A 12258-nucleotide genomic window follows, 5' to 3' on the forward strand; every position below is an offset into this window, starting at 1 on the left:
CCTCCAAGGGTACAGATTAACAAGGCGCCCGTAGCTCAGCTGGATAGAGCATCCGCCTTCTAAGCGGATGGTCGCAGGTTCGAGTCCTGCCGGGTGCGCCATTAGGCAGCTTTGGCACAAGTAACGCGATATGGTGGGCGTAGCTCAGTTGGTAGAGCACGGGATTGTGACTCCCGTTGTCGTGGGTTCGATCCCCATCGTCCACCCCATATTTCGAAAGGCGCCAGATGTAACAGTCTGGCGCCTTTGCTTTAAAAAGCTTCATCTGCGGATGTGGTGGAATTGGTAGACACACTGGATTTAGGTTCCAGCGCCGCGAGGCGTAAGAGTTCGAGTCTCTTCATCCGCACCAATTAAAGCTTCATTCATGCCGCAGGCCTGATGAAGTTCAGCAAAGAAGTTGAATGGCTTTTTTGTGACGCAATATGGTGGGCGTAGCTCAGTTGGTAGAGCACGGGATTGTGACTCCCGTTGTCGTGGGTTCGATCCCCATCGTCCACCCCATATTTCGAAAGGCGCCAGATTTAACAGTCTGGCGCCTTTTTTGTTTTACGGCTTGTGGTTTGTTGCGCTGGTTTTCGGCTCGAAGGGCAAGGCGTTTCGTCGTGTTCATGGGCTTGCGGCCTGCGTGCCGACCACCGGCCATGTTCGCAGGATCGGCCGTCAGGGAGATGGCTCGCGGTCTCTTCTATATATAGAAGCGGTTGAAGCAGAGCCCTGGCGTGATGGTCTTTATTCATCTTCGGGGTGGAGTGCATTGATGCATTCACACCTATAAATGGCCTGCTGTTTTTTTACCCGTTTTCAGTAGGGTGACTTCTTGAGTTTGACCCACTAGAATGCATGCCCTTGATTCTGGGGTCGGAAACGGCCGGCTAACGTCTGTGCAACGAGGAATATCCATGCAAGTTTCTGTTGAAAATACTACTGCTCTTGAGCGCCGCATGAGCGTCACCGTGCCGGCTGAGCGCATTGAGAGCCAGGTCAACAAGCGTCTGCAGCAGACTGCCCAAAAGGCCAAGATTGCTGGCTTCCGTCCAGGCAAAGTGCCAATGAGCGAAATCAAGCGCCGTTTCGGTGCTGACGCTCGTCAGGAAGCTGTTGGTGATGTCATCCAGTCCTCCTTCTACGAAGCTGTGGTTGAGCAGAAGCTGAACCCTGCCGGTTCGCCTTCGATCGAGCCTAAGTCGCTGGAAGCTGGCAAGGACCTGGAATACGTAGCCGTATTCGAAGTGTTCCCTGAGTTCACCGTTGCCGGTTTCGACGGCATCACTGTCGAGCGCCTGAGCGCTGAAGTGGCTGACGCTGATCTGGACAAAATGCTGGACATCCTGCGCAAGCAGAACACCCGTTTCGAAGTGGCCGATCGTGCCGCTCAGAACGAAGACCAGCTGAACATCGATTTCGTTGGCAAGGTTGACGGCGAAGCATTCGCTGGCGGCTCGGCCAAAGGTACTCAGCTGGTGCTGGGTTCCGGTCGCATGATCCCGGGCTTCGAAGAAGGCCTGGTGGGCGCTAAAGCGGGCGAAGAGCGCGTTCTGAACCTGACCTTCCCAGAGGACTATCAGAACCTGGACCTGGCCGGCAAAACCGCCGAGTTCACCGTGACTGTAAACACCGTTTCCGAGCCAAAGCTGCCAGAGCTGAACGAAGAGTTCTTCGCTCAATTCGGCATCAAGGAAACCGGTCTGGAAGGCTTCCGCACCGAAGTTCGCAAGAACATGGAGCGTGAGCTGCGTCAGGCCATCAAGTCCAAGGTAAAAAATCAGGTTATGGACGGTCTGCTGGCCACCAACCCGATCGAAGTGCCTAAGGCTCTGCTGTCCAACGAAGTTGACCGTCTGCGCGTGCAGGCTGTTCAGCAGTTCGGTGGCAACATCAAGCCTGACCAACTGCCGGCCGAGCTGTTCGAAGAGCAAGCCAAGCGCCGCGTAGTGCTGGGTCTGATCGTGGCTGAAGTGGTCAAGCAATTCGACCTGAAGCCTGACGAAGCCCGCGTTCGCGAAATGATCCAGGAAATGGCTTCTGCTTACCAGGAACCTGAGCAGGTTGTGTCCTGGTACTACAAGAACGAGCAGCAACTGAACGAAGTCCGTTCGGTTGTGCTGGAAGAACAAGTTGTGGATACTGTTCTGCAGAAAGCTAGCGTGACCGACAAATCGGTCTCTTACGAAGAAGCGGTCAAGCCGGTAGAAGCTCCAAAAGCCGACTGATTGTTTTTGCGTTAAGAAGTACACACATAAGCCAGCCTTCGAGCTGGCTTATGCGTATTCAAGACATAACTATTTGGGAGTGACTGCAGAGCATGTTCCGTAATTCGTATATTCAGCAGAACTCTGATATCCAGGCCGCCGGCGGCCTGGTCCCGATGGTTGTCGAGCAATCTGCTCGTGGCGAGCGCGCCTATGACATCTACTCGCGCCTTCTGAAGGAGCGTGTAATCTTTCTGGTGGGTCCTGTAGAGGACTACATGGCCAACCTGATCTGTGCGCAATTGCTGTTCCTTGAAGCGGAAAACCCGGACAAGGACATCCATCTCTATATCAACTCCCCGGGCGGTTCGGTGACAGCGGGCATGTCGATCTACGACACCATGCAGTTCATCAAGCCAAACGTATCGACGACCTGCATTGGTCAGGCGTGCAGCATGGGTGCATTCCTGCTGACGGCCGGTGCTCCTGGCAAGCGTTTCTGCCTGCCGAACTCGCGTGTGATGATTCACCAGCCACTGGGCGGTTTCCAGGGTCAGGCTTCGGATATCGAAATCCATGCCAAGGAAATCCTCTTCATTCGCGAGCGTCTGAACACGCTGATGGCCAAGCACAGCGGTCGTACCCTTGAAGAAATCGAGCGCGACACCAATCGCGACAACTTCATGAGTGCAGAAGCTGCGAAGGAATACGGCCTGATCGACGAAGTCATCAGCCAGCGTCCTGCGTAAAATAAGCAGCTCAAAATAAGGTTGGTCGGCAGGTCCGACCACCAGCGGGCTTGAAAAAGCCCGCAATAGCCTTCATCTTGTGTTGCAAGCCTATCGGATTTGGATCGAACGAATGACTGACACCCGCAACGGCGAGGACAACGGCAAGCTGCTCTATTGCTCCTTCTGTGGCAAAAGCCAGCATGAAGTACGCAAATTGATTGCCGGCCCCTCGGTCTTTATCTGCGACGAGTGCGTCGACCTGTGCAATGACATCATCCGCGAGGAGGTGCAGGAAGCCCAGGCCGAAAGCAGCGCGCATAAATTGCCTTCGCCTAAAGAAATCAGCGGCATCCTTGATCAGTATGTAATCGGTCAGGAGCGTGCGAAAAAGGTTCTGGCCGTAGCGGTGTACAACCACTACAAGCGCCTGAATCAGCGTGACAAGAAGGCTGACGACGTCGAACTCGGCAAGAGCAACATCCTGCTGATCGGCCCGACAGGCTCCGGTAAAACCCTGCTGGCCGAAACACTGGCCCGCCTGCTGAACGTTCCGTTCACCATCGCCGACGCAACCACCCTCACCGAGGCCGGTTACGTAGGTGAAGATGTCGAGAACATCATTCAGAAATTGCTGCAAAAGTGCGATTACGACGTGGAAAAGGCCCAGATGGGCATTGTCTACATCGACGAAATCGACAAGATTTCCCGCAAGTCCGACAACCCGTCGATCACCCGCGATGTTTCCGGTGAAGGCGTGCAGCAGGCCTTGCTCAAGTTGATCGAAGGCACGGTCGCTTCCGTTCCGCCGCAAGGTGGCCGCAAGCATCCGCAGCAGGAATTCCTGCAGGTCGACACCCGTAACATCCTGTTCATCTGTGGTGGTGCGTTCTCCGGTCTGGAAAAGGTTATTCAAAACCGTTCCACCAAGGGCGGCATCGGTTTCAACGCAGAAGTACGCAGCAAGGAAGAAGGCAAGAAAGTCGGTGAATCCCTGCGTGAAGTCGAGCCTGACGATCTGGTCAAGTTCGGTCTGATCCCGGAATTCGTCGGTCGTCTGCCGGTGCTTGCGACGCTGGACGAGCTCGACGAGGCTGCGCTGATGCAAATCCTCACCGAGCCGAAAAATGCTCTGACCAAACAGTATGCCAAGCTGTTCGAGATGGAAGGCGTGGATCTGGAGTTCCGGACCGACGCCCTGAAATCGGTCGCCAAGCGTGCCCTGGAACGTAAAACTGGTGCTCGTGGCCTGCGCTCGATTCTCGAAGGTGTGCTGCTCGACACGATGTACGAAATCCCCTCGCAGTCCGAGGTGAGCAAAGTCGTCATCGATGAAAGCGTGATTGAAGGCAAGTCCAAGCCACTGTATATCTATGAAAACAGTGAGCCGACGGCCAAGGCAGCGCCGGACGCGTAAGCGTCCACACTGCCGGAACAAAGAAGGGGCCTTCGGGCCTCTTTTTTTTATGTCGTTTTTTACATCCGCTTAGCGCTTGTTTTTTTTCAAGGCAGCCCCCATCTTGGTTTCAAGCTTAATTCCATCTGATTACGGCCATATGGCCGCCGTAGAGGCGAAATCATGAAGACAACCATCGAATTGCCTCTCCTGCCATTGCGCGATGTCGTGGTTTATCCGCACATGGTTATCCCGCTGTTCGTGGGGCGCGAGAAATCCATCGAAGCCCTCGAGGCCGCGATGACGGGCGACAAGCAGATCCTGCTGCTGGCCCAGAGAAACCCGGCTGACGATGATCCCGGTGAAGACGCTCTCTATCGCGTAGGTACGATTGCTACTGTGCTGCAGCTGCTGAAGCTGCCGGATGGCACGGTCAAGGTTCTGGTCGAAGGTGAGCAGCGCGGCGCTGTAGAGCGCTTCAGTGAAGTCGACGGGCATTGCCGCGCCGAGGTCTCGCTGATCGATGAAGTCGATGCCGCCGAGCGCGAATCCGAAGTGTTCGTGCGCAGCCTGCTGTCGCAGTTCGAACAATATGTGCAGTTGGGCAAGAAAGTCCCGGCTGAAGTCCTGTCATCGCTCAACAGCATCGATGAGCCTGGCCGCCTGGTCGACACTATGGCCGCGCACATGGCGCTGAAAATCGAGCAGAAGCAGGAAATTCTCGAAATCATCGATCTGTCGGCCCGGGTCGAGCACGTGCTCGCGTTGCTGGATGCCGAGATCGATCTGCTGCAAGTCGAAAAACGCATTCGCGGCCGCGTCAAAAAGCAAATGGAGCGCAGCCAGCGCGAGTACTACCTGAATGAGCAGATGAAGGCCATTCAGAAAGAGCTCGGCGACGGTGACGAAGGTCACAACGAAATCGAAGAGCTGAAAAAGCGCATCGACGCTGCCGGTTTGCCAAAAGATGCCCTGGCCAAGGCCTCCGCCGAGCTGAACAAACTCAAGCAGATGTCGCCGATGTCCGCTGAAGCCACCGTGGTGCGCTCCTACATCGACTGGCTGGTGCAGGTGCCGTGGAAGGCACAGAGCAAGGTACGCCTCGACCTGGCGCGTGCTGAAGACATTCTCGACGCCGATCACTATGGCCTTGAAGAGGTCAAGGAACGCATCCTTGAATACCTCGCCGTGCAGAAGCGCGTGAAGAAGATTCGTGGCCCGGTGTTGTGCCTGGTCGGTCCTCCTGGCGTGGGTAAAACCTCGCTGGCGGAGTCGATTGCCCACGCCACCAACCGTAAATTCGTGCGCATGGCCCTTGGTGGCGTGCGTGACGAGGCGGAAATTCGTGGTCACCGCCGGACCTACATCGGTTCGATGCCGGGAAGATTGATTCAAAAGATGACAAAAGTGGGTGTGCGCAACCCGCTGTTCCTGCTCGATGAAATCGACAAAATGGGCAGCGACATGCGCGGCGATCCAGCGTCGGCGTTGCTGGAAGTGCTTGATCCGGAGCAGAACCACAACTTCAACGATCACTATCTGGAAGTCGATTACGACCTGTCCGATGTGATGTTCCTGTGCACCTCGAACTCGATGAACATCCCGCCGGCACTGCTGGACCGGATGGAAGTCATTCGCCTGCCGGGCTACACCGAAGACGAAAAGATCAACATCGCCGTCAAGTACCTGTCGCCGAAGCAGATTGCCGCCAACGGTCTGAAGAAGGGCGAGCTGGAATTCGACGAAGAAGCGATTCGCGACATCATCCGTTACTACACCCGCGAAGCCGGTGTGCGTGGCCTCGAACGTCAGATCGCCAAGGTCTGCCGCAAGGCCGTCAAAGAGCACGCGCTGGAAAAACGCTTCTCGGTAAAAGTGACAGCTGATCTGCTGGAGCATTTCCTCGGCGTGCGCAAATTCCGTTACGGTCTGGCTGAGCAACAGGACCAGATCGGTCAGGTGACTGGCCTGGCGTGGACGCAGGTGGGAGGCGAACTGCTGACCATCGAAGCGGCTGTGGTGCCGGGTAAAGGTCAATTGATCAAGACCGGTTCGCTGGGCGATGTAATGGTCGAATCGATCACTGCCGCGCTGACTGTTGTACGCAGCCGTGCCAAGAGCCTGGGCATTCCTCTGGACTTCCACGAGAAGCGCGACACCCACATTCACATGCCGGAAGGGGCGACCCCGAAGGACGGCCCTAGCGCTGGTGTGGGCATGTGCACGGCACTGGTGTCGGCATTGACCGGGATCCCGGTACGCGCGGATGTCGCCATGACTGGCGAAATCACTCTGCGTGGTCAAGTGCTGGCAATTGGTGGTCTGAAGGAAAAACTGCTCGCGGCTCATCGCGGCGGAATCAAGATTGTGATTATTCCGGAAGAGAACGTGCGCGATCTGAAGGAGATTCCTGACAATATCAAGCAGGATCTGCAGATTAAACCGGTTAAATGGATTGACGAGGTCCTGCAAATTGCGCTGCAATACGCGCCGGAGCCCTTGCCGGATGTGGCTCCGGAGATAGTTTCCAAGGACGAAAAACGTGAGTCTGATTCAAAGGAAAGAATTAGCACGCATTAATCCGTTTTTGCCTGGGGGGCTTCCTTGACAGCTTTTTAGAGCCCTTGTTATAAAGCGGCTCTTAAGTGTCTGTAGGCCATTCAGCACTGTTTTTGCTTTCACCAAAAAACTTAGAATCATCTCAAAATAGATATAAGGGGACTTAGAGTGAACAAGTCGGAACTGATTGATGCTATCGCTGCATCCGCTGATATCCCGAAAGCTGCTGCTGGCCGTGCGCTGGACGCTGTAATCGAATCCGTCACTGGCGCTCTCAAGGCTGGCGACTCCGTTGTTCTGGTTGGTTTCGGCACTTTCTCCGTGACTGATCGTCCAGCTCGCGTTGGTCGTAACCCACAGACCGGCAAGACGCTGCAAATCGCTGCTGCTAAAAAGCCAGGTTTCAAAGCCGGTAAAGCACTGAAAGAAGCTGTCAACTAAGTTAGTTTGTTTCAGGTTTTTACCCATCCGGGTCGGGGTCAAGCCTGACTTGGCAGCGGAGCGGTAGAGCAGGTCGCTGGAACAGCCGCCTGTTACGCCGGGATCGAGGGTTCGAGCCCTGTCCGCTCCGCCAGTTACGAGAAGGCGCATCCTCGGATGCGCCTTTCTTCTATCCGGATTCTACCCACGCTCCACGGTTGCCTAATTTTTGAAGTTCAACCGTTTCTGGGGGACGCATGCTGCAGAATATCAGGGACAATTCACAAGGCTGGATTGCCAAGACCATTATCGGGGTCATCGTTGCACTGATGGCTTTGACCGGTTTCGATGCCATTTTCAAGGCCACTACGCACTCCAACGATGCGGCCAAGGTCAATGGTGAAGAAATCAGCCAGAACGAGCTGAGCCAAGCCGTTGACATGCAACGTCGCCAGTTGATGCAACAGCTGGGCAAGGACTTCGATGCTTCCTTGCTTGACGAAAAAATGCTCCGCGAGTCGGCCCTCAAGGGCCTGATCGATCGCAAGCTGCTGCTGCAAGGCGCAGAACAATCGAAATTCGCTTTCTCCGAAGGCGCACTGGATCAGGTGATCCTGCAGACCCCTGAATTCCAGGTGGACGGCAAGTTCAGCTCCGAGCGCTTCGACCAGGTGATCCGTCAACTGGGCTACTCCCGTATGCAATTCCGCCAGATGCTGGCTCAGGAAATGCTGATTGGTCAGTTGCGCGCCGGTGTTGCCGGCAGCGGCTTCGTCACCGACGCCGAAGTGCTGGCATTCGCCCGTCTGGAAAAACAGACTCGCGACTTCGCTTCGCTGAACGTCAAGGCCGATCCGGCCGCGGTCAAGTTGACCGACGATGAGGTCAAGGCCTACTACGACGAGCACGCCAAGGAGTTCATGACCCCTGAGCAGGTGGTTGTCGACTACGTCGAGCTGAAGAAGTCCTCGTTCTTTGACCAGGTTGCGGTCAAGGACGAAGACCTGCAGGCGGCGTATCAGAAAGAGATCGCCAACCTGTCGGAGCAGCGTCGTGCGGCGCATATCCTGATCGAAGTCAACGACAAGACGACCGACGCTCAGGCCAAGGCGAAGATCGAAGAAGTCCAGGCGCGTCTGGCCAAGGGCGAGAAATTCGAAGCGCTGGCCAAGGAGTTCTCGCAGGACCCGGGTTCGGCCAACAATGGCGGTGACCTCGGTTTCGCAGGTCCTGGCGTCTATGACCCAGCCTTCGAAAAAGCCCTGTACTCGTTGAACAAGGACCAGGTGTCCGAGCCGGTGCGTACCGATTTCGGTTACCACCTGATCAAGCTGCTGGGTGTTGAAGCGCCGGAAGTCCCGACCCTGGCCAGCCTGAAAGACAAGCTGACCCGCGAGCTGAAGACCCAGCAGGTCGAGCAGCGTTTCGTCGAGGCGACCAAGCAACTCGAAGACTCGGCGTTCGAAGCGTCTGACCTGGCTCAGCCCGCGGCCGACCTGAAACTGACCGTGCACACCTCCAAACCGTTCGGCCGGGAAGGTGGCGAAGGCATCGCAGCCAACCGTGCTGTGGTGGCCGCTGCGTTCAGCCAGGAAGTGCTGGAAGAAAATGCCAACAGCACCGGCATTGAGCTGGATCCGGAAACCGTGGTCGTGCTGCGCGCCAAGGAACACCTGAAGCCTGAGCAACTGCCGCTGGAAGCTGTCAACACTGCTATTCGTGCCCAGCTGACCAAAGAGCATGCCAGCGCTGCGGCCAAGACCAAGGCTGAACAGTTGATCGCCAGTCTGCGTGATGGCAAGACTCCGCTGGACAAGGCGGTTGATGGCCAGAGCTGGAAGGTTGTGACGGCGGCGACCCGTGCTCAGGAAGGCATTGATCCGACTGTGCTGCAGGCGTTGTTCCGCATGCCGAAACCGGCGGCCAAGGACAAACCGACGTTCACCAGCGTGACCTTGCAGGACGGCAGTCTGATGATTGTGCGTCTGAATGGTGTCAACGAGGCGGTGGCGCCGACTGAAGAAGAGAAGGCTCAGTACCGTCGCTTCCTCGCGTCGCGTGAAGGTCAGCAGGACTTTGCGGCGTTTCGTAAGCAGTTGGAAAGCCAGGCTGATATCAAGCGGTATTGATGTTTGACTGAGTGGTAACAGGAAAGCCCTGACCTTATGGTTGGGGTTTTTTTTGGACTTTGGTTTTTGGGCTTGGCGGCCTTTGGGCCGACCATGTTCTTGTGGATTGGGTGAATATCCGGTTCTTCGGGTGCTGCGGCTGGCGGTTTCGCCCTTACGGCGAGTCACTTTGGCAAACGCCCCAAAGTAACCAAAAGTCTGGGCCCCGGCGTTCGGCCCTCGCTTAGGCTCGGGTTCCTTCGCTCCGGGATTCATCCGGGGGCATCGCCTACGGTTTGCTTCGCTGCACCTCCTCTCGATGTGTTCGACTGCGTCGAACGGTCGCTGCGCTCCCACCCCCGGATAAATCCCTCCACTCAGCCTGCCGATGGGGCCGGCACGGCAAGATCAAGAGCTTTCGGCGAGCTGACACTCGGCCATTTGAGTGGGGCGGCTTCGCCGCATGCGGGGCACGCTTCCTAAACTGTAGGAGCCAGCCTGCTGGCGAAGGCGGCCTGACAGCCGACCAACCTCTTACTGATGTACTCGGCCCCACTGTGGGAGCGGGCTTGCTCGCGAAGGCAGCCTAGCAGCCACCCACTCCCTCACAGTCCCAATCAAGCCAACCCATTCCCCCGCGCCCTGAGTGCCGCATACAAAGTCAAAACCAGCAACCCCACAACAATCCATGGAAACGCGCCAACCCCCAGATTCCCCAGCAGTAATCCCCCCACCAGTCCACCGCCGGCGATCCCGACATTCCACAGCGTTACCAGCATCGACTGCGCCGTATCAGCAGCCTCTCCAGCGGTTTTCGCCGAAGCGGTCTGCAGCAGCGAAGGCATCGCGCCGAATGCCAGGCCCCACACGGCGACGGCGATGTAGACCACGGTCGCCGATTCTCGCCACAGGCCCAAGGCGATGGCGGAGAGCATGAACAGCAGCGTGCTGATCAGTACCAGCTCGCGTAGCCAGTGGTCGATCAGGCTGCCGACGATCCACAGGCTCAGCACTGAGGCGAGGCCGAACACCAGCAGCACCCGGTCGATATCGCTGGCCAGTCCCGACGGTTGCAGGAACGGTGCGATGTAGGTGTACAGCAGGTTGTGAGCAACCACGTAGGACAGGGTCACAAACAGTACCGGTCGCACGCCGGGCAGGGTGAAGACCTGACGCAGGGGCAGTTGTTTTCCTACGCGCTCGCCGGGGAAGTCCGGCACTTGCCAGTGCACCCAGATCACCAGCAGCAGCGTCAGTGCGGTCATGATCGCGAAGCTCAGGCGCCAGCCGACCATCGTGCCGAGCAACGTTCCCGCCGGGATGCCCAGCGACAGTGCAAGCGGCGCGCCCAGCATGGCGACGGTGATGGCCCGGCCTTGCAGGTGGGGCGCAACCATGCGGCTGGCATAGCCTGCCAGCAATGCCCAGAGCAACCCGGCGAAGACCCCGGCCAGCAGTCGTGCGATCAAGGTCAGCCAGTACAGCTCTGACAGGGCGGTGATGCTGTTGGCGATGGCGAAGCCGCCGATGGCTGACAGTAACAATGGGCGCCGGCGCCAGCTGCGGGTGGCGATGGTCAGCGGAATGGCGGCGAGCATCGAACCAATGGCGTACAGCGTGACCAGTTGGCCGACCAGCGCTTGCGAGACATTCAGCCCAGCGCTCATCTGTGGGAGCAGGCCGGCGGGCATGGCTTCGGTCAGCACGGTGATGAAGCCGGCGGTGGCCAGGGCCAGCAGGGCGCCGAGGGGCAAGCGTTCGGGTTCTTCAAGTGCAGTGTCGGGGCCTGGTGAGGCGAGTTGTGCGTCGTTCATGAGTCAGCGTCCATGTGCCGAAGGGGATGAAGGCCATAGGCTAGGACGCTGCGCATTGGAGAAAAATGGGTTACGGTTCCGAACATATCGGACACGGATGTCGTGAATGGGAGGAGTGGAATGGACAGCCTGGGCAGTATTTCGGTGTTTGTGCAGGTTGCCGAGACCCGCAGTTTTACCGAAGCGGGGCGGCTGCAGGGCGTTTCGTCTTCGGCGGTCGGCAAAAGTATCGCGCGGCTGGAGACGCGACTTGGCGTGCGGCTGTTTCATCGCACGACTCGCAGCATCACCCTGACCAGCGAGGGCGCGCTGTTCCTCGAGCGCTGTCGCAAGATTCTCGCCGAGGTGGAAGCCGCCGAGTTCGAACTGTGCAATTCCGCGTCGCAACCCCATGGCAAGTTGCGTATCAGCCTGCCGCAGGTGCATGGGCTGGTGATGCCGGTGATGAACGAGTTCATGGCGCTGTACCCGCAGATCGAGCTGGATCTGGACCTGACCGATCGCATGGTCGATGTGGTCGAGGAGGGCTTCGACGCAGTGATTCGCACCGGCAAGCCTCGGGATTCACGGCTGATGGCGCGGCCCTTGGGCGAGTTTCACATGGTGCTGGTGGCTAGCCCGCTTTATCTGCAGCAACGTGGCATGCCGCAGATTCCGGCCGATCTGGCGGATCACGCCTGTTTGCGGCATACCTTTCATGCCACCGGCAAGCTGGAGCCGTGGCCGTTGATCCGCGAGGAAAGCGCACTTGAAGCGCGTCTGCCGACCCGACTGGTCAGCACCTCTATCGAAGCTGTCAGCCATGCAGCCATTGCCGGCATGGGCATCGCCTGCCTGCCGGACTTCATGACCCATGAGGCAGTGGCGCAGGGGCGCTTGCAACGGGTGCTGGATGCTCAACTGCAACACGTCGGTCAGTTCTGGGTGTTGTGGCCGTCGAGCCGCCATGCAACCGCCAAATTGCGGGTATTTATCGATCATTTATCGACGCGGCTTTTTCCCGACGCTCATCCTCGGTAAAGTTGTAACTGTTTTAAGACA

The 12258-nt window shown here is 57.5% G+C and carries 8 protein-coding genes and 4 tRNA genes; 11 read left to right on the forward strand and 1 reads right to left on the reverse strand.

Annotated features, from left to right (window positions below):
* Nucleotides 1-24: 24 nt before the first annotated feature.
* The 10 genes from V9L13_RS02575 to V9L13_RS02620 all read left to right on the forward strand — a co-directional run bounded on the left by V9L13_RS02575 (nt 25) and on the right by V9L13_RS02620 (nt 9424).
* Nucleotides 25-101, forward strand: a tRNA-Arg gene (locus V9L13_RS02575).
* Nucleotides 102-133: 32 nt separating this feature from the next.
* Nucleotides 134-209: transfer RNA gene (locus V9L13_RS02580), tRNA-His, on the forward strand.
* Between the two features lie 58 nt (nt 210-267).
* Nucleotides 268-352, forward strand: a tRNA-Leu gene (locus tag V9L13_RS02585).
* Between the two features lie 76 nt (nt 353-428).
* Nucleotides 429-504, forward strand: a tRNA-His gene (locus V9L13_RS02590).
* Between the two features lie 398 nt (nt 505-902).
* Complete coding sequence (gene tig / locus V9L13_RS02595; RefSeq protein WP_003223629.1) at nt 903-2213, forward strand: trigger factor; 1311 nt, start codon at nt 903-905, stop codon at nt 2211-2213.
* A gap of 92 nt (nt 2214-2305) precedes the next feature.
* Entirely contained in the window at nt 2306-2941 is a 636-nt protein-coding gene (clpP, locus tag V9L13_RS02600) for an ATP-dependent Clp endopeptidase proteolytic subunit ClpP (protein ID WP_003223631.1), read from the forward strand.
* A 112-nt stretch (nt 2942-3053) separates the two neighbouring features.
* Complete coding sequence (gene clpX / locus V9L13_RS02605; RefSeq protein WP_003223632.1) at nt 3054-4337, forward strand: ATP-dependent Clp protease ATP-binding subunit ClpX; 1284 nt, start codon at nt 3054-3056, stop codon at nt 4335-4337.
* A 162-nt stretch (nt 4338-4499) separates the two neighbouring features.
* A complete protein-coding gene (gene lon / locus V9L13_RS02610) occupies nt 4500-6896 on the forward strand; it encodes an endopeptidase La (RefSeq protein WP_338801376.1) in 2397 nt (798 codons plus the stop codon).
* A 147-nt stretch (nt 6897-7043) separates the two neighbouring features.
* A complete protein-coding gene (locus V9L13_RS02615) occupies nt 7044-7316 on the forward strand; it encodes an HU family DNA-binding protein (protein ID WP_008077714.1) in 273 nt (90 codons plus the stop codon).
* 236 nt (nt 7317-7552) lie between these two features.
* Nucleotides 7553-9424, forward strand: a complete 1872-nt coding sequence (locus V9L13_RS02620) for a SurA N-terminal domain-containing protein (protein WP_003223636.1) — start codon at nt 7553-7555, stop codon at nt 9422-9424.
* Nucleotides 9425-10020: 596 nt separating this feature from the next.
* Here V9L13_RS02620 and V9L13_RS02625 read toward each other — a convergent pair.
* Nucleotides 10021-11217, reverse strand: a complete 1197-nt coding sequence (locus tag V9L13_RS02625) for an MFS transporter (RefSeq protein WP_338801377.1) — start codon at nt 11215-11217, stop codon at nt 10021-10023.
* A gap of 120 nt (nt 11218-11337) precedes the next feature.
* Here V9L13_RS02625 and V9L13_RS02630 point away from each other — a divergent pair, with 120 nt between their 5' ends.
* Nucleotides 11338-12237: a LysR family transcriptional regulator gene (locus tag V9L13_RS02630; protein WP_338801378.1), complete on the forward strand. Its 900-nt coding sequence runs from the start codon at nt 11338-11340 to the stop codon at nt 12235-12237.
* The last annotated feature ends 21 nt before the right edge of the window (nt 12238-12258 follow it).

The sequence above is a fragment of the Pseudomonas sp. RSB 5.4 genome, from assembly GCF_037126175.1.
GTDB classification, from domain to species: Bacteria; Pseudomonadota; Gammaproteobacteria; order Pseudomonadales; family Pseudomonadaceae; genus Aquipseudomonas; species Aquipseudomonas fluorescens_H.